A 15989-nucleotide genomic window follows, 5' to 3' on the forward strand; every position below is an offset into this window, starting at 1 on the left:
GACAGCCTGAACTACCCACCCCTGATCGGCGGCATCGTCACCTGGTCGCGGCGGCAGGCGCGGCGGTCGAGTTCTTCGCAGGCGCGGAACTGCAAATCCTTGCTGAGGCAGATGCGGACCTCGGAGAGCCGGGTGCGGTTGCAGGTGACCGAGACGGCTGCGTTGCTCAGGCCCGGATTGGCCTTGACGAAGGCTTCTTCCACCTCGCCCGGCGCCACGGTCTTGGCCTGCGACAAATCGAGATATTCGGCCGGAATCTTGATCGCGGCGCGCGCCCTGCGGATCGTCTCGAAGTAGCTGCGGTCGGTCAGCCCCGAGCAGGTGCCGTGCTTGTCCCATTCGTTGAAGATCAGCCCCGGCGCCGGCATCAGATCGAGCATCGAGGAGACGATGTTGCGGTTCAGCCGCGGCGACGGCCGCTGGCAATATTCCGGAAAGCCGTTCTCATATTGCGGCCACAGCCCGTGCACCACGAAGGAATAAGGCCGTCCCTCGCACTGGATATTCGAGCGCCCCCCGCCGCGGCCGCGCTCGGCCGCTTCCTCACAGAAGGACGGTGACCAGGATAGCGACAGCACATAGAAATCGAACTCGCCCGGCGCGTTCTGCCGTTTGTCCTGCGCCTTCGCGCCGCCGGCCAGCGCGATCAGCCCCGCGGCAAGGGTCAATGAGATCACAAGGCGGGAGAGCGAATGCAATCTAAAATGAAACATGGCGACGTCCCTCAACTAGACTGTGCAATAAGCCTAGCAGGCAACAAGAACATTTCAAGAACAAAATTCAGGCGGCCGTCGATCGGCGGCTGGATCGGTTCGAATCAGGGATATTCGACTTAAGGCTTGGCGGCGCGGCAGGCCGGATTGTAGGCCCAGTTGCGATCGAGCCCGACCACGCACCATTCCACGCCCTGGCCGTAACCGGCAAAGCCGCCGTCCTCGACGATCGAGAAGTGCACCCTGCGCATCTTGCCGTCGTTGAGCATGGCCTCGCCGGTGCAGTAGCGGCGCGGAATGTTGTCGGACGCCCAGGGCCGGAACGCGGTCTCGTGAACGGCCGAAAAGCCCTCGATCTTCAAAGGCGAATTCCAGAACGAGCTTTCCTTCTCCCAGAACTGGTTCGCGATCGTCGGCAGTGCCTTCTCGCAATCGGCGACGTTGCCGTCATAACGGGGCCCGCTCAGCCAGAAATTCAGCTCCAGCGGATTGGCGGCCCTTGCCTCACCGAGCGACAGCGCTCCGAACATGAGGCCGAGAACGGCGGCAAGGCGAAGCGATTTCAGGGAGGTTGAGGCGCGCATGGGCAATCCAGACAGCATGATCCGCGAAGGCAGGACGGTGACGCGAAGGGCGGGAGAGGTCAAGTGCAGCGCGGCAACACTCGGCCACGAGTTGACCATAAGGTCGCAGCCAACGGCCTATCCGTTCTTTTCACCGGCGGTCCGGCACCGTAAAGTGCTGCCAGCCAATCGGAGTGACGGGAATGCGAATCATTGCGGCCGCGGGCCTTCTTGCCTTGGGGATCATGGCGAGCCAGTCGGCGCGCGCCGACATCCTTCCGGTGCCGCCCTTCAAGGGCAACGACACCGGCGGTATCATCGCCTATTCCATGGCGACGCAGACCGATGCGCGCCAGGTCGCGGTGGATCATTGTGCGCGCTACGGCAAGGTGGTGAAATTCCTCGCCGTGCAGGCCTACGAGGGCGGCTACCTCTCCTTTGCCTGCCGCTGGGTGCCTTATGGCGCCGCCGATCGTCCGATCCGCACGCTCTACTGAGGCGTTTCGGGACGCCAGAGGTTGCGCACGACATCTCAGCCGGAGTCCCTCGCATGACGCGCAAGCTTGCTTTGCTCGGATCAGTCGCTTGTCTCGGGTTGTCGGCGGTTAACGCCTCGGCCGACGATTTGCCGGTACGCAAGGCCGGTCTCTGGGAATTGAAGATGGTTAGGACCGGCTCGGCGATGCCGGAAATGACCATGCAGCACTGCACCGACGAGGCTGTCGACAAGGAGATGAACAGCAACATCTCGCCGATGGCCAAGCAGGCCTGCTCCAGGCAGGACGTCAAGAAGACCGCGACCGGCTATGTCAGCGATTCCGAGTGCAGCGTCGCCGGCATGTCCACGACTTCGCACGCCGAGATCACCGGCGATTTCAATTCGGCCTACACGGTGAAGACCTCGTCGCATGCGCAAGGTGGCGCGGTCGGCGCCGCGGGGCGTGACTCCACCATGACGCTCGAAGCGAAATGGCTCGGCGCCTGCAAGCCGGACCAGAAGCCCGGCGACATCGTGATGCCCGGCGGCTTCAAGATGAACGTCCGCGATGTCGATAAGCTGAAAGCGCTGCTACCGAAGTAGGCGGGGGGCTGCTGCAGCTACACCGGAATCCGCACGCTCGCCCTTAATCCGCCCATCGGGCTGTCGCCGAGCGTGATGTCGCCGCCATGCGAGCGGGCAATGTCGCGGGCGATGGCAAGGCCTAGGCCCGTGCCGCCTTCGTCCTGGTTGCGGGCGTTGTCGAGCCGCAGGAACGGCTTGAACACTTCCTCGCGCAGATGGACGGGAATGCCGGGGCCGTCGTCGTCGACGGTCACGGTGAGATAGCGGTGATCGCGCTGGCCGGAGATGGCGATGGCCTTGCCGTAGCGCGCGGCATTGGTGACGAGATTGGCGAGGCAGCGCTTGAATGAGGCCGGCTTCACCGTCACCACGGGCAGGCCGCTGAATGTCACGGTCGCGATGTGGCCGTGGCGTTCGGCATCGCTGCGCAGCTCCTCGAGTGCCTGGGCCATGTCGGTCGGCTGCGACTGCTCGCCGGAATCGCCGCGGGCGAACGCAAGGTAATCCTCCAGCATCATCGACATCTCGTCGACGTCCTTGCGCATGCCCTCCATCTCGGGGCTGTCGCCGATCAGCGCCAGCTCGAGCTTGAAGCGGGTGAGGATGGTGCGCAGGTCGTGGCTGACGCCGGCGAGCATCGCGGTGCGCTGCTCCATCGCACGTTCGATGCGCGACTTCATCTCGAGGAAGGCGCCCGCCGCGCGCCGCACCTCGCGCGCGCCGCGCGGCCTGAAGTTCGGCGCCTCGCGGCCCTTGCCGAAACTTTCCGCGGCGTCCGCAAGCCGCAGGATCGGCTTGATCTGGTTGCGCAGGAACAGCACCGACACGATCAGCAGGATCGACGATGTCCCGACCATCCAGAACAGGAAGATTTCCGAGTTCGAGGCATAAGCCGCACTGCGCTGCGCGAACACGCGCATCACGGCATCGTCGAGCTGAATGCGGATCTCGACGAGATTGGAGCGGCCGACCGTATCGATCCAGAACGAGCGCCCGATCTGGCGGCCGAGCTGCACCGACAGCGTCTGGTCGAGCAGCGAGAAGAACGGCTTTGGTCCCGGCGGCGGCATGTCGCCGGCCGGCAGGAAGTCGACGACGAGACCGAGGCGCTGCTGCGCGATGCGGCGGATCTGGTCGCGGTCCTTGTCCTGCGGATAGCCCTTGTAGACGTCGATCAGCCCGGCGATGTCCTGCACCACCGCGGCCGACAGCCGGCGCGTCACCGTGTTCCAGTGCCGCTCCATGAACACGAAGGCGACGACCGATTGCAGGATCACCATCGGCACGATCATGATCAGCAGTGCGCGGGCATAGAGGCCGGTCGGCATCCAGCCCTTGAACGCGTTGCCCATCCAGCCATTGGCGGCAGAGACGCGTCCGGCGGCGCTCTTGAGCAGCGTCAGGCCGGTATCGATCGTGCTCATCGGTCGTGCTTCACTGCTTTTATGGCGAGGCTACCAGCCGATAGCCGATGCCGCGCACCGCCTGGAGGAACAGCGGATTGGCGGGGTCGGTCTCGATCTTGCGCCTGAGGCGGTTGATCTGCACGTCGACGGCACGCTCGTTGACACTGCCATTGCCGGTCAGCGCACTGCGTGGCACGGTCTCGCCCGGCGTCTCCGAGAGAATCCGCAGCATCTCGCGCTCGCGGTCGGTCAGGTGGATGACCTCCTCACCCTGGCGCAACTCGCCGCGATCGAGATGGTAGACGTACGGACCGAATGCGATCTTCTCGACCGTCACGGCCTGCGCCGGCGGCGCGGCGCGCTTGAGGATGTTGTTGATGCGCAGTGCCAGCTCACGCGGCTCGAACGGCTTTGCCACGTAATCGTCGGCGCCGATCTGAAGACCCTCGATGCGGGCCTCGGCTTCATGGCGCGCCGTCAGCATCACGATCGGGACCGAAGAGGACGTGCGGATGAAGCGGGCGAGATCGAAGCCGGTCTCGCCGGGCATCATGACGTCGAGGATGAGCAAGTCGAAATGCAGGCCCAAAAGCTTTGAACGCGCATCACCCGCGCTTGAAGCGGTGGTGACGCGATAGCCTTCGGCCGCGAGGAAGCGCGACAAGAGATCGCGGATGCGGCGATCGTCGTCGACCAGCAGAAGATGCGGGGCGTCGTCAGCCGGTTCTACCGGCGGACGGGCGAGCGTGGCAGCGAGCGGCACGGTCACTCCTTTTCGTCTTGATGGCTGGTGGCGAAGATCGTCTCGAGCACCTTGTCCGGATCGTCGCGGTCGATCATCGCGCGCAGGAAACGCTTGACGGTCTCGGCATCCTGCGGCGCCAGCTCGGCGAGCGCCTTGGTGATGCGCGTGGTCTGCAGGCCGGCGAGCTTCTGCACCAGTGCCTCGCCCTTCGGCGTCGCATAGAGCAGCCGCTGGCGGCGGTCATTGTCGCCGGTCTTCTGCAAGATGTAGCCCTCGTCCAGGAGCTGCTTGAGCACGCGGCCGAGCGATTGTTTTGTGATGCGCAGGACGTCGAGCAGGTCGGCGACCTTCAGGCCGGGATAGCGATAAACGAAGTGCATGACCCGGTGATGGGCCCGGCCGAAGCCAAAAGCCTCCAGCTCCTGGTCGGGGTCGCCGACGAAATCGCGATAGGCGAAGAACAGCAGCTCGATGATATCCCAGCGCAAATTGCCTCCTTCGCCTGCCGCCGGCCGTGGCTCGGCAGCGTCTTGAGAGGGAGTCGCGAAATTTATGTCAGGCATATTGACGTATCTTGGGTTCAATGTTACAAAACGATTGGCCCACACGAAATTTTAGATCGTCTCGTGTCGGGTGGCATTTTCAAGGGCGGCCGGAGCGAGCCGGACAGGCGGCAACGGCCGGATCAGATCTACCGTGCGATTGTCGAGCGGCATTTCGGCAAAACATACTGGACTTCCGCCTTCCGCAAAAGCATGTCCTCGACCGACATGCTGGCCACGGAAACCGGCCGTAACAAGGCTGGCGGTGGTTCGGCCAGAAACCACATCAAGTCAGCCGGGCCCGGAACGGGCAGGCGGACGGCGGAACAGCGCAGCCACCGGCAGCGGGAGCCAAGGACATGAGCATGAAATTCGACATCCAGCCCGCATCCAATCCGACGCCTGAGAAGGACCGGGTCGCCAAGCTGGTCGATCCCGGCTTCGGACGCGTTTTCACCGACCACATGGCGGTGGTCCGCTACAACCAGGCCAAGGGCGGCTGGTATGAGGCGCGCGTCGAGGCCCGCGCCAATTTCCAGATCGATCCGGCCGGCGCGGTCCTGCACTACGCCCAGGAGATCTTTGAAGGCCTCAAGGCCTACAAGCGCGATGACGGCGGGGTGAATCTGTTTCGTCCCGACGCCAATGCGCGGCGCTTCAAGGACTCCGCTGATCGCATGGCGATGGCGCAGCTCCCCGAGGACGTCTTCATCGAGGCGGTCGAGCAGGTCGTGCGCATCGACCGCGCCTGGATCCCGGGCGGCGAGGGCAGTCTTTATCTGCGCCCCTTCATGATCGCGAGCGAAACCTTCCTCGGCGTCAAGCCGTCGTCCGAATACATCTTTGCGGTGATCGCTTCGCCGGTCGGCTCCTATTTCAAGGGCGGCCCCGCGCCGGTCTCGATCTGGGTCTCCGAGAATTACACGCGTGCCGCGGTCGGCGGCACCGGCGCCGTCAAATGCGGCGGCAATTACGCGGCGAGCCTGCGTGCGCAGGCGGAAGCCATCCAGCACGGCTGCGATCAGGTGGTGTTCCTCGACGCGATCGAGCGCCGCTACATCGAGGAGCTCGGCGGCATGAACGTGTTCTTCGTGTTCGAGGACGGCTCGCTGTCGACGCCGCCGCTCGGCACCATCCTGCCCGGCATCACCCGCGACTCCATCATCACGCTCGCCCGCGATGCCGGCAAGACCGTGCGCGAGGAGCCGTATTCGATCGACCAGTGGCGCAAGGATGCGGCGAGCGGCAAGCTGAAGGAAGCCTTCGCCTGCGGCACCGCTGCCGTGATCTCGCCGATCGGCAAGGTGCGCTCGGTGAGCGGCGATTTCGAGATCAGCAGCGGCGCCGCCGGCCCCGTCGCCATGGGCCTGCGCAAGCAGCTCGTCGACATCCAGTACGGTCGCACCAACGATCCGCACAGCTGGATCAAGAAGGTGATTTGAGATCTCGTGTCCCGGACGCGGCGCAGCGCTTCTTCAGCGGTGCGCCGCAGAGCCGGGACCCATGCCGCCGCGGATGGACCCCGGATCAGCAGCGCACCACGCCGCCAAGAGGCGGCGCGCTGCGCAGCATCCGGGGAACACCATTAGCCGGCAGTTGCCGCATCGCACGTCGGCTGGTAAACGCCCGCATGGCCGAAAAACCCAAAAAACCCCAGAAACTGAAGGCGCGTCTGCCGCGCGGGCTTGAGGATCGCGATCCCGCCGCGATCCGGGCGACGCGCGAGATGGTCGAGAAGATCCGCGCCGTCTACGAGCTCTACGGGTTCGAGCCGGTGGAGACGCCGGCGATGGAATACACCGACGCGCTCGGCAAATTCCTGCCCGACCAGGACCGCCCGAACGAGGGCGTGTTCTCGTTCCAGGACGATGACGAGCAGTGGATCAGCTTGCGCTACGATCTGACCGCGCCGCTCGCGCGCTATGTCGGCGAGCGCTACGGCACCGACGGCCTGGTCCTCCCCTATCGCAGCTACCGCGTCGGCTACGTCTTCCGCAACGAGAAGCCAGGCCCCGGCCGCTTCCGCCAGTTCATGCAGTTTGACGCCGATACGGTCGGATCGGCGACGCCGGCGGCGGATGCCGAGATCTGCATGATGGCCGCGGACACGATGGAAGCGCTCGGCGTTGTGCGCGGCCAGTACGTTGTGAAGGTGAACAACCGCAAGGTGCTCGACGGCGTGCGCGACGCGCTCGGGATTACCGACGATAGCCAGTGGCTCACGATTATGCGCGCGATCGACAAGCTCGATCGGCTCGGTCTTGCCGGAGTCCAGCAACTGCTAGGTGAAGGTCGAAAGGACGAGTCTGGTGACTTTACAAAGGGCGCGGGACTAAAGCCTGCTGATATTGTCTTGGTCACGAGTGTCATCGAGCAAGTTGATGATGCCGACGAGAAAATTGCTCAGATTGACTTGCGGCTGCGTGACAGCAAAGTCGGTCAACAAGGCCGCGAAGAGTTGGAGGAAATAGAGCGGCTTGTGAAAGCTTCCGGTTATGGTCCGGACCGCATCAAGGTCGATCCCTCTGTCGTCCGCGGACTGGAATACTACACCGGTCCCGTCTACGAGGTCGAACTGCTGCTCGACACCAAGGACGAGAAGGGCCGCCCGGTGCGCTTCGGCTCCGTCGGCGGCGGCGGCCGTTACGACGGCCTCGTCTCGCGCTTCCGCGGCGAGCCGGTGCCGGCGACCGGTTTCTCGATCGGCGTGTCGCGGCTCCAGGCCGCGCTGACGCTGCTCGGCAAGCTCGACACGCGGCCCGAAGTCGGCCCCGTCGTCGTCACCGTGTTCGACCGCGACCGCGTCGCCGACTACCAGAAGATGGTCGCAAGCTTGCGCACCGCGGGCATCCGCGCCGAGCTCTATCTCGGCAATCCCAAGAACATGGGCAACCAGCTCAAATATGCCGACCGCCGCAACTCACCCTGCGTGGTCATCCAGGGCTCGGATGAAAAGGCGCGCGGCGAGCTGCAGATCAAGGATCTGATCGAGGGCGCCAAGGCCGCCGCTGCCATCGCCTCCAACCAGGAATGGCGCGAGACGCGCCCCGCGCAGTTCTCGTGCAGCGAAGCCGACCTCGTCGCAAAAGTGCGCGAGGTGCTAGCGCGCCATGACGTCAGCTGGGGCTAGCCATTCGTTTCGATCGTCGTGCCCGGGCTTGTCCCGGGCACCCACGTCTTGTTTGATAGCGATGTCCGTGGATGGCCGGGACAAGCCCGGCGATGACGGAGAGGCGAGAGGGAGAGATAATATGCCTGAGATCACCGTCAGCATGGCCGAAGGCCGCACCGACGAGCAGAAGGCCGGCATGATGCGCGACATCACGCAGGCATTGGTGAAGAATCTCGGCGTCGACGCCGATGCCGTCGTCATCCAGATCAACGAAGCCCCGCTCCGCCACAAGATGAAGGGCGGCAAGACCTTTGTGGAACGCGCCGCGGCGGCGAAGAAGTGACGCGTTAGCGTCATTCCGGGGCAGCCCCTTGGGGCTGAACCCGGAATCTCGATCGATAATTTCTGGATTCCGGGTTCGCGCTTCGCGCACCCCGGAATGACGAGCAAGCCCCATGGACGCACGCGACTTCATCACAATCGGCATGAGCGCCGAGCGCACGCTGGTAGTGCCGGCCGAGCGCACGGTTGGGCATTTCGTGCCTGATATGCCGATGGTCTATGCGACGCCGATGATGATCCTGGAGATGGAGATGACGTCGGGCGATGCGATCCGCGCCGCGCTGCAGCCTGGCTGGGTCACTGTCGGTACCGAGGTCGATATCCGCCATCTCGCCGCTGCCCTCGTCGGCGCGACGGTGCGTACCACCGCGAAAGTGACCGCGGTGGAGCGCCGCGTCATCCGCTTCGAGGTCGAGGCATTCGAGGGCACGCGCAAGCTCGGCGAAGGCCGCCATGCGCGCGGGCTCGTCAATGTCGCGATGTTCAACAAGCGGTTGGGAGCGTAGCGGCAAACGCTGCGCTACTTCGCCAATTCCTTCGACCGCTTCGTCGCCGCCGCAATCGCGCGGATCATCAGATCGCGCAAGCCTGGCTCGCCCATCAGCACGCCGAGCGCCGCGGCGGTGGTGCCGCCGGGTGAGGTGACGTTCTGGCGCAGCGTGCTGGAGGGAAGATCCGACTGATGCAGCAGCTCGCCGGAGCCCGCGACCGTTTCCCGCGCGAGCTTTGTCGCCAGCGCCTCGGGCAGGCCAGCTTCGACGCCGGCGCGTGCGAGCTCTTCGGTGAGCAGGAACACGTAAGCGGGCCCGGAGCCGGAGACGGCAGTGACGGCATCTATCAGGCTTTCATCCTCGACCCATTCGACCGAGCCGGTGGCGCGCAGCAATGCATCGGCCACCGCGCGCTGCGCGGCGCTGACGTTCTTCGCAGCAACGGCCACCGTGATGCCGCGGCCGATCGCGGCCGGCGTGTTCGGCATCGCGCGCACCACGGCGCCGCCGCAGACCTCCTCGAGCGAGGCAATCGTGGTTCCCGCCATGATCGAGACCACCGAGGTGTTTTCCGAGACGAACGATTTCAGCTTGGCGCCGGCCTCGCGGAACATCTGCGGCTTCACCGCGACCACGATCGTCTCGACGCGGCCCGCCGCCTTCGCGTCGGGATTGAGCGCAACGCCTTTGGCGGCCAGCGCGCTGATCTCGGGCGAGATGTGCGGCTCGACCACCGCGACGCGGCGCGGATCGAGCCCGCCCGCCAGCCATCCGGTCAGCATCGCGCCGCCCATCTTGCCGGCGCCGGCGAGAAGGATGGTTCCGGTGATGTTTTGGAGAGTGCTGTTGCTGGCCACTGCGGTCACCATGAACAAAGGTGTCGTCCCCGGCCTAGTGCGCAATTGCGCATGGGGGGCCGGGACCCATATCCCACGAGTGGTTCTAGTGGATCGAGGTGTTGGCAACAAGCCGCGTGCCACAAGCGAAATCACGCGGTATGGGTCCCGGATCGGCGCTCCGCTTCGCTGCGATTGTCCGGGACGACGATGAAGGAGTTGTCCGTCCCTCACCGTACTCTGCAGCCTTACGCCTCACCCGCCGTATCGAACATCGCGGCGTCCATGGCCTGCGCGGTCGTCTTGCCAGCCCACACCACGAACTGGAACGCCGGAAAATAGCGTTCGCAGGCGTGAATGGCGCCGGCGAGCATGGCTTCGCATTGCGCGGTCGAGGCGGTCAGGCCGCCCGGCAGCACCAGCGCCTGGCGATGCATGATCATGCCGGTGTTGGTCCACAGGTCGAAATGGCCGATCCACAATTGCTCGTTGACCGCGGCGACGAGCCGCTGCACCTCGCCTCTGCGTGCAACAGGAATCTTCATGTCGAAAGCGCAAGCCAGATGCAGCGCCTCGATCTCGCCCATCCAGGTGAACGAGATCTGGTAGTCGGTCCATTGCCCCTTCGAGACAATGGTCAGCTCGTCTTCGCCGGAACGTTCGAACGGCCAGTTGTTGCTGGCAGCGATATCCTCGACCACCGCGAGCGGATGGCTTTTGGAATCGATGGTGCCTTCGAGCAGGGACATGCCGTCTCGACCTCTTGCCTTCTTGTTGTCTTTGATACGCACGCGGTTGGTCCGGCGCGCTCCCTTAATGTCGTTAAGGCGATCCCTTCGGAGTCGCTCTCGCGATCTCGGGATCAGCGCGGGCTTGTCGCGGATCAGCTGATGTGATTTGCGGAATCTGCGCAACCGGCTGCCGAGTCCGTCCACAAGCCAGGACTCGTTCGTCCACAGCTCATCTCGGCCACAATTATTAACGAAAGGAACAAACCGGAATCGGACTCCCGGACCGCGTACCGTTAATTCCGCCCCGCGAGGGCCAGTCCGCCATGGGCGGCATGGGACCATGCGGTTTTCCCATGCGGAACACAGTTGCTGCGGCGCCGGACCGGCGTCATATTTCCCTCAGGTCGCTCAATCCCGAGCGGCCGATGTTCTCAGGGCGGGGTGAAAGTCCCCACCGGCGGTAAGGGTCGAAAGGCCTAAGCCCGCGAGCGCCTTCCCCAAGGTTTTTGTCCAAAGGGAAGGGTCAGCAGATTCGGTGCAATTCCGAAGCCGACGGTTAAAGTCCGGATGAAAGAGAACGGTCGGTGGCAGACGCATCGCAAGATGCGGCTGTTTGTCGTTCCGTGTGCCCTGATTCTGGTCCTTAACTGAGGAAAGCCATGAATCAGATGTTGCAAGATCCCCAAGCCGAAATCTCCCAGACACAACCGCCGTCGGTTCCACAGGACCCGGCGACCGAGCATCCGCGCTTTGCGAAACCGCAGCGGGTGGCCTTCGTGCAGGCCTGCTGGCACCGCGACGTGGTCGCGGAGGCCCGCATTGCCTTCATGAAGGAGGCGGAGGCGCGCCACCTCACTCATGTCGACGTGTTCGAGGTGCCGGGCTCGTTCGAGATCCCGCTGCATGCGCAGCTCCTCGCCAAGACGCGGCGCTACACCGCGATCGTCGCGGCCGGGCTTGTCGTTGACGGTGGCATCTATCGCCACGAGTTCGTCGCCGACACCGTGATCAAGGCGCTGATGGACGTGCAGCTCCGCACCGAGGTGCCGGTGTTCTCCGCCGTGCTGACGCCGCAGCAATTCCACGAGACCGAAGTGCATTACGATTTCTTCCGCAGGCACTTTGCGATCAAGGGCGTCGAGGTCGCGGCCGCTTGTGCGGAGACGTTGCACGGCCTTGAGCGCCTGCGCGGCCAGGTCGCGGCGGGGATTGTGTAACTGTCCCTTCACACGCCGCTGGTCGTCAATCCCGCCGCCGTTCCATCAGGTCGGCGGCGGGAGGAGGCCGTGTTGAGACGGGGCGGCCGGCAAGATCGGAAGCCGGCTGAAACTCACGGCTCGGTCCGGTCCGGCTTGAGCAGCCGGTAATGCAGCCGGGCATAACCGCCGAGCCACCGGACGGCGGCATTGAGTCCCAGCGCCAGCAGCGCAGCGAACCCTGCGCCCGTGGTTACCAGCGCGACGCCTGCGAGCCCGCGCAAGATCAGCTCGACAATCCGCCCGTCGCCGGAATGCTTGTAGACGCTGATGAGCAAGCCGATGCCGACGATTCCCAGCACGCACATCACGAAGGCGATCACGAGCAGGATCAGCAGCACGGCGAGCAGCAGCGGCAGCAGCAGGACGATGTCGACCACGGCGAGGCCACTGAGCGCGAACAGCGCGGCCGTGGAGTTGCGGAAGGAGTGATGGTTCTCCCACCGGCGCAATCCCGTCTCGGCGCGCAGCTCGCGTGCCAGCCGTCTGGGGTCGCCAAGCGCGGAGGCGACCTCCTGCTCCGTCCGCCCCGAGGCGCGGGCCTCCTCGAAATGGGCGGCGTAGTCGGCCAGGATGTCGTCGATCTCGGCCGCGGGCAGTCCCGCGAGCCCATCGCCGAGCATCTGAAGGAAGTCGGCGCGGTTCATTTGGCGTCTCCGAGCAACCGGTCCACGGCATCCGAAAAGCTTCGCCATTCGCGCTTCTGCGCGGTGAAGGCGGCGCGGCCGGCGGCCGTCAGCCGGTAATATTTGCGCGGCGGGCCGCTATTGGATTCCTCGAGGCGGGTGTCGACCAGCCCATCATCCTGCATCCGCCGCATCAGCGGATAGATCGTTCCTTCACCCATGCCGACGCCGGCCGACAGCGTGCTCGCGATCTCATAGGCATAGCTCTCGCCGCGTGCGAGCAGGGCGAGCACGCAGAGCTCCAGCGCACCCTTCTTGAGCTGAACCTGATTCGACGAGTCGGCCATTTCCTCCTTGACTACACCGCTTTCGGGGGAGCTTATATAGCAAGGTACTGTGTATTACAAGGTACCTGTGTATACCCCATTCCGGAGGAAATCGATCATGGCTTATCTCAACCGTCGTCATCTACTGACAGCCCTCGGCGCGAGCATCGTCCTTCCGCGGGCCATGCCTGCGATCGCCGCATCGTCCGACACCGCCGAGCGCCTCGCCGGGCTTATGCAGACCGGAAAGGTGCCCGGTCTGCATGTGCTCCTGGTCAGCCAGGGCGGCAAGCTTGTGTTCGAGCATTACGGCCGGGGCGCAGACGAGCGCTTGGGCGCTCCGCTCGGCGACACCGTCTTTGGCCCCAACGTGCTGCACGATCTGCGCTCTGTCTCCAAGAGCGTCGTCGGTCTCGCCTATGGCATTGCGCTCGCGGAAGGAAAGGTGCCGCCGCCGGACGCAAAGCTTTACGCGCAGTTTCCGGAATATGCCGATCTCGCCGCGCAGCCCGGCCGCGACAAGATCACGATCCACCATGTGCTCTCGATGACGCTCGGCTTGGAATGGGAGGAGCTTGCGATTGTTTACGGCGATCCACGCAACGCCGAGACGGCGATGGAAGCCGCGCCCGATCGCTACCGCTTCATCCTCGAACGTCCGATCGTCGGCGAACCAGGCGCGAAATGGACTTATTGCGGCGGCGCGACCGCGCTGCTGGGTCGGCTCATTGCCAGGGGTACCGGCGAAGCCCTGCCGGCCTATTGCCGCCGCGTGCTGTTCGATCCGCTCGGCTTTGGTCCGTCCGACTGGAACGTTGGCCGTGACGGCGAACCGCGTGCGGCATCAGGGGCGCGTCTCCTGCCGCGCGATCTCGTCAAGATGGGACAGCTCATGCTGGCGAACGGCAGCTGGAATGGAAAGTCCGTCGCTCAGTCCGACTGGGTGAAGCGCGTGACCACACCGGTCGTCCCGACCCGGGTTGGCCGCGATTACGGCTATCACTGGTACATGGGCGATTTCGCCACGGCGCAACCCCTGCATTGGTTCGGCGGTGTCGGCTGGGGCGGCCAATATCTGTTCGTGATGCCGGCGCGCGATCTCGTCGTGGTGATCCACTGCGGAAACTATCAGCGATCCGGCCAGGAGCAGACCGCCGTGATGCTCGCGCTGATGAAGGAGGTGGTGCTGCCGGGCTTTGCGGCGTGAGGGGCGGTAGGGTGGGCAAAAGCGAAGCGTGCCCACCACTTTCTATCGCAACCGCGGAGAGATGGTGGGCACGTCGCTTTGCGCCTTTGCCCACCCTACGAGACAGAGCGAACAAAAGTCAGTCGAACAGGCTCGACACCGACTCTTCCGCCGCGGTGCGCGCGATCGCGTCGGAGATCAGGCTCGCGATCGGCAACGTCCGGATGTTCGGGGCCTTGGTCACCGCTTCCGTCGGCAGGATCGAGTCGGTGATGACGAGCTCTTTCAGCTTCGAGCCGGCGATACGGGCCGCCGCGCCGCCGGAGAGCACGCCGTGGGTGATGTAGGCGGAGACGTCCTTCGCGCCCTTGGCGATCAGCGCATCGGCTGCGTTCACCAGCGTGCCACCGGAGTCGACGATGTCGTCGACCAGGATACAGCTGTAGCCGGCTACGTCGCCGATCACGTTCATGACCTCGGACTCGCCCGGACGCTCACGGCGCTTGTCGACGATGGCGAGCGGGGTATTGATGCGCTTGGCGAGGCCGCGGGCGCGGGCCACGCCGCCGACGTCGGGCGATACCACCATCACCTTGCCGAGATCGAAACGTTCGCGGATGTCGCGCACCATCAGGGGGGCAGCGAACAAATTGTCGGTCGGGATATCGAAGAAGCCCTGGATCTGGCCCGCATGCAGGTCGAGCGTCATGACGCGGTCGACACCTGCATGGGTGATCAGATTGGCGACGAGCTTGGCCGAGATCGGCGTGCGCGAGCCGGAGCGGCGGTCTTGCCTGGCGTAGCCGAAATAGGGGATCACTGCGGTGATGCGGCGCGCCGAAGAGCGGCGCAGCGCGTCGGTGATGATCAGCAACTCCATCAGATTGTCGTTCGCCGGAAACGAGGTCGACTGAATGATGAAGGCATCCGAGCCGCGGATGTTCTCCTGGACCTCGACGAAGATCTCCATGTCGGCGAAGCGCCGGACCACCGCTTTGGTCAGCGCCATGTCGAGACCCTGCGCGATGGCCTGCGCGAGAGCCGGATTGGAGTTGCCGGCGACGAGCTTGATGGAGCCGTTTTTGGCCGACATGGACGCTTCCTCCCGCGCTTTGCTGGATACGACGTTCAACATCAGAGAATACCCACTGGCAGCACGGTTACGACGGGCGAGGAAATATCAGGCCGAAGCCCGCAATGGCAACCCGGGATGCTACGTTTTCCCTCTGAAAATCCTGAGTCGGGCCAACGGCTTGGCTGGTACTTGGGCCCGTGGTTTAGCGGTGGTTATTGCTGGGTATAGCCGAGCGCCGAGGCCTGCCTCTCCGGCGCCCCAGAATCGGGTGCCACGCTTGCCACGGCGGGTCCGCGCAGGCCCGGAACCGAGCCCGGCGAGTCCGCCGGCGCTCCGTTGATCATATTGGAAAGTCCGCTGAATCCGGCCTGGGCGATCTTCCGCAGCACGAGGTCGTCGGCCGCCTGCCAGGGATCACGCGCCGCGTCCCGGCCGCCCTTGGCCGCGGTCGGTTCCTCGCCGGAGAGACGCAGCGCCCGCTGCTGGTTGGCGTCATAAACGTCCCAGACCCAGGCGATCACGGTCTTGCCGCGCACCACCTGGGCGGAGAGGTAGCTGCGCACCCGGTAGGCAGCCGTCCCCTCGCGGGAGACCACGGACAGACTGCGAAGCTTGGATTCGCTGTCGAGCACGCCGACCATGCGGTCGAACACCTGCGGCGGCGGCCCGTCGATCGACTCGAAGGCGACCGTCGCCCCGGAGCCGGCGCTCGGCGCCATCGCGTAGGAATCAGCAGCACTGCCACCCCCGGCGCAGCCGCCAAGCGCGCAAGCGATCACGATCGATGCGGCGGCGATCGCGGCGCGCATTATTATCCGGGTTTGGAGCAGGCGGGTTGACGCTTCCCTCATTGCGCCTTGCGATATCGTTAAAATCGCTTAACGTCTAGGGAAGGCAGAACACAGGGCTTAACCGATCAGGCCGATGTGGATGGGGAGCGGTCGATGAGGGGCCCGGCTTTTGGCTTGATCATCGC

General features: G+C 64.7%; 19 protein-coding genes and 1 riboswitch. Of the genes, 8 read left to right on the plus strand and 11 right to left on the minus strand.

The features are described from left to right. Positions 1-11 precede the first annotated feature (11 nt). A complete protein-coding gene (locus tag FXB38_RS12220) occupies positions 12-713 on the minus strand; it encodes a ribonuclease T2 family protein (protein WP_148751110.1) in 702 nt (233 codons plus the stop codon). A 119-nt stretch (positions 714-832) separates the two neighbouring features. Further along, positions 833-1297 (minus strand): hypothetical protein, encoded by a 465-nt coding sequence (locus FXB38_RS12225; protein WP_148751111.1) that lies wholly within the window; start codon positions 1295-1297, stop codon positions 833-835. A gap of 182 nt (positions 1298-1479) precedes the next feature. Between FXB38_RS12225 and FXB38_RS12230 the strand changes: the two genes are divergently transcribed. Together FXB38_RS12230 and FXB38_RS12235 are read left to right on the plus strand one after the other, a co-directional pair. Beyond that, positions 1480-1773, plus strand: coding sequence for a hypothetical protein (locus tag FXB38_RS12230; protein ID WP_148751112.1), 294 nt, complete (start codon positions 1480-1482; stop codon positions 1771-1773). A gap of 53 nt (positions 1774-1826) precedes the next feature. Next, the gene (locus FXB38_RS12235; protein ID WP_148751113.1) at positions 1827-2357 is read left to right on the plus strand and encodes a DUF3617 domain-containing protein; all 531 of its coding nucleotides are present in this window, start codon (positions 1827-1829) and stop codon (positions 2355-2357) included. A 17-nt stretch (positions 2358-2374) separates the two neighbouring features. Here the strand turns inward: FXB38_RS12235 and FXB38_RS12240 are convergent, their stop codons facing one another. The 3 genes from FXB38_RS12240 to FXB38_RS12250 are packed head-to-tail and all read right to left on the minus strand — an operon-like array spanning position 2375 to position 5053. Further along, the gene (locus tag FXB38_RS12240; RefSeq protein WP_148751114.1) at positions 2375-3763 is read right to left on the minus strand and encodes an ATP-binding protein; all 1389 of its coding nucleotides are present in this window, start codon (positions 3761-3763) and stop codon (positions 2375-2377) included. A gap of 19 nt (positions 3764-3782) precedes the next feature. Beyond that, positions 3783-4514 (minus strand): response regulator, encoded by a 732-nt coding sequence (locus tag FXB38_RS12245; RefSeq protein ID WP_148751115.1) that lies wholly within the window; start codon positions 4512-4514, stop codon positions 3783-3785. Continuing rightward, positions 4511-5053 carry a MarR family winged helix-turn-helix transcriptional regulator gene (locus FXB38_RS12250; protein ID WP_187434824.1) on the minus strand — a complete coding sequence of 181 codons (543 nt, stop codon included), beginning with the start codon at positions 5051-5053 and terminating at the stop codon, positions 4511-4513. The genes FXB38_RS12245 and FXB38_RS12250 overlap by 4 nt, the downstream gene beginning before the upstream one ends. 338 nt (positions 5054-5391) lie before the next feature. Here FXB38_RS12250 and FXB38_RS12255 point away from each other — a divergent pair, with 338 nt between their 5' ends. The 4 genes from FXB38_RS12255 to FXB38_RS12270 all read left to right on the plus strand — a co-directional run bounded on the left by FXB38_RS12255 (position 5392) and on the right by FXB38_RS12270 (position 8992). Beyond that, entirely contained in the window at positions 5392-6474 is a 1083-nt protein-coding gene (locus tag FXB38_RS12255) for a branched-chain amino acid aminotransferase (RefSeq protein WP_148751117.1), read from the plus strand. 188 nt (positions 6475-6662) lie between these two features. Further along, positions 6663-8162 (plus strand): histidine--tRNA ligase, encoded by a 1500-nt coding sequence (gene hisS, locus FXB38_RS12260; protein WP_148751118.1) that lies wholly within the window; start codon positions 6663-6665, stop codon positions 8160-8162. A 121-nt stretch (positions 8163-8283) separates the two neighbouring features. After that, positions 8284-8487, plus strand: coding sequence for a tautomerase family protein (locus FXB38_RS12265; RefSeq protein WP_008144861.1), 204 nt, complete (start codon positions 8284-8286; stop codon positions 8485-8487). Positions 8488-8599: 112 nt separating this feature from the next. Beyond that, positions 8600-8992, plus strand: coding sequence for a thioesterase family protein (locus FXB38_RS12270; RefSeq protein WP_148751119.1), 393 nt, complete (start codon positions 8600-8602; stop codon positions 8990-8992). Positions 8993-9006: 14 nt separating this feature from the next. Here the strand turns inward: FXB38_RS12270 and proC are convergent, their stop codons facing one another. Beyond that, entirely contained in the window at positions 9007-9846 is an 840-nt protein-coding gene (gene proC, locus FXB38_RS12275; RefSeq protein WP_148751120.1) for a pyrroline-5-carboxylate reductase, read from the minus strand. Between the two features lie 215 nt (positions 9847-10061). Next, complete coding sequence (locus tag FXB38_RS12280) at positions 10062-10562, minus strand: type III secretion system chaperone family protein (protein WP_148751121.1); 501 nt, start codon at positions 10560-10562, stop codon at positions 10062-10064. A gap of 405 nt (positions 10563-10967) precedes the next feature. Continuing rightward, a riboswitch (FMN riboswitch) is annotated at positions 10968-11127 on the plus strand. A gap of 76 nt (positions 11128-11203) precedes the next feature. On the opposite strand from FXB38_RS12280, the gene FXB38_RS12285 reads away from it, so the two are divergent. Continuing rightward, entirely contained in the window at positions 11204-11761 is a 558-nt protein-coding gene (locus tag FXB38_RS12285; protein WP_148751122.1) for a 6,7-dimethyl-8-ribityllumazine synthase, read from the plus strand. 113 nt (positions 11762-11874) lie between these two features. Here the strand turns inward: FXB38_RS12285 and FXB38_RS12290 are convergent, their stop codons facing one another. Both FXB38_RS12290 and FXB38_RS12295 read right to left on the minus strand, forming a co-directional pair. Beyond that, positions 11875-12447, minus strand: a complete 573-nt coding sequence (locus tag FXB38_RS12290) for a DUF1700 domain-containing protein (protein WP_148751123.1) — start codon at positions 12445-12447, stop codon at positions 11875-11877. After that, a complete protein-coding gene (locus FXB38_RS12295) occupies positions 12444-12773 on the minus strand; it encodes a PadR family transcriptional regulator (RefSeq protein ID WP_148751124.1) in 330 nt (109 codons plus the stop codon). The genes FXB38_RS12290 and FXB38_RS12295 overlap by 4 nt, the downstream gene beginning before the upstream one ends. Before the next feature lie 97 nt (positions 12774-12870). Here FXB38_RS12295 and FXB38_RS12300 point away from each other — a divergent pair, with 97 nt between their 5' ends. Continuing rightward, positions 12871-13959, plus strand: coding sequence for a serine hydrolase domain-containing protein (locus FXB38_RS12300; protein ID WP_210250906.1), 1089 nt, complete (start codon positions 12871-12873; stop codon positions 13957-13959). A gap of 118 nt (positions 13960-14077) precedes the next feature. Here FXB38_RS12300 and FXB38_RS12305 read toward each other — a convergent pair whose 3' ends face one another. After that, positions 14078-15031: a ribose-phosphate pyrophosphokinase gene (locus FXB38_RS12305; RefSeq protein WP_187434825.1), complete on the minus strand. Its 954-nt coding sequence runs from the start codon at positions 15029-15031 to the stop codon at positions 14078-14080. A 194-nt stretch (positions 15032-15225) separates the two neighbouring features. Beyond that, positions 15226-15864, minus strand: a complete 639-nt coding sequence (locus FXB38_RS12310; RefSeq protein WP_148751126.1) for a hypothetical protein — start codon at positions 15862-15864, stop codon at positions 15226-15228. Positions 15865-15989 lie beyond the last annotated feature (125 nt).

It is taken from the genome of Bradyrhizobium cytisi (genome assembly GCF_008123515.1).
GTDB lineage: Bacteria > Pseudomonadota > Alphaproteobacteria > Rhizobiales > Xanthobacteraceae > Bradyrhizobium > Bradyrhizobium cytisi.

Bases quoted from the DNA above. Each gene is read 5' to 3' on its own strand.
- FXB38_RS12220 (WP_148751110.1), bottom strand. From the start codon at position 713: ATGTTTCATTTTAGATTGCATTCGCTCTCCCGCCTTGTGATCTCATTG.
- FXB38_RS12225 (WP_148751111.1), bottom strand. From the start codon at position 1,297: ATGCGCGCCTCAACCTCCCTGAAATCGCTTCGCCTTGCCGCCGTTCTC.
- FXB38_RS12230 (WP_148751112.1), top strand. From the start codon at position 1,480: ATGCGAATCATTGCGGCCGCGGGCCTTCTTGCCTTGGGGATCATGGCG.
- FXB38_RS12235 (WP_148751113.1), top strand. From the start codon at position 1,827: ATGACGCGCAAGCTTGCTTTGCTCGGATCAGTCGCTTGTCTCGGGTTG.
- FXB38_RS12240 (WP_148751114.1), bottom strand. From the start codon at position 3,763: ATGAGCACGATCGATACCGGCCTGACGCTGCTCAAGAGCGCCGCCGGA.
- FXB38_RS12250 (WP_187434824.1), bottom strand. From the start codon at position 5,053: ATGCCTGACATAAATTTCGCGACTCCCTCTCAAGACGCTGCCGAGCCA.
- FXB38_RS12255 (WP_148751117.1), top strand. From the start codon at position 5,392: ATGAGCATGAAATTCGACATCCAGCCCGCATCCAATCCGACGCCTGAG.
- hisS (WP_148751118.1), top strand. From the start codon at position 6,663: ATGGCCGAAAAACCCAAAAAACCCCAGAAACTGAAGGCGCGTCTGCCG.
- FXB38_RS12265 (WP_008144861.1), top strand. From the start codon at position 8,284: ATGCCTGAGATCACCGTCAGCATGGCCGAAGGCCGCACCGACGAGCAG.
- FXB38_RS12270 (WP_148751119.1), top strand. From the start codon at position 8,600: ATGGACGCACGCGACTTCATCACAATCGGCATGAGCGCCGAGCGCACG.
- proC (WP_148751120.1), bottom strand. From the start codon at position 9,846: ATGGTGACCGCAGTGGCCAGCAACAGCACTCTCCAAAACATCACCGGA.
- FXB38_RS12280 (WP_148751121.1), bottom strand. From the start codon at position 10,562: ATGTCCCTGCTCGAAGGCACCATCGATTCCAAAAGCCATCCGCTCGCG.
- FXB38_RS12285 (WP_148751122.1), top strand. From the start codon at position 11,204: ATGAATCAGATGTTGCAAGATCCCCAAGCCGAAATCTCCCAGACACAA.
- FXB38_RS12290 (WP_148751123.1), bottom strand. From the start codon at position 12,447: ATGAACCGCGCCGACTTCCTTCAGATGCTCGGCGATGGGCTCGCGGGA.
- FXB38_RS12295 (WP_148751124.1), bottom strand. From the start codon at position 12,773: ATGGCCGACTCGTCGAATCAGGTTCAGCTCAAGAAGGGTGCGCTGGAG.
- FXB38_RS12300 (WP_210250906.1), top strand. From the start codon at position 12,871: ATGGCTTATCTCAACCGTCGTCATCTACTGACAGCCCTCGGCGCGAGC.
- FXB38_RS12305 (WP_187434825.1), bottom strand. From the start codon at position 15,031: ATGTCGGCCAAAAACGGCTCCATCAAGCTCGTCGCCGGCAACTCCAAT.
- FXB38_RS12310 (WP_148751126.1), bottom strand. From the start codon at position 15,864: ATGAGGGAAGCGTCAACCCGCCTGCTCCAAACCCGGATAATAATGCGC.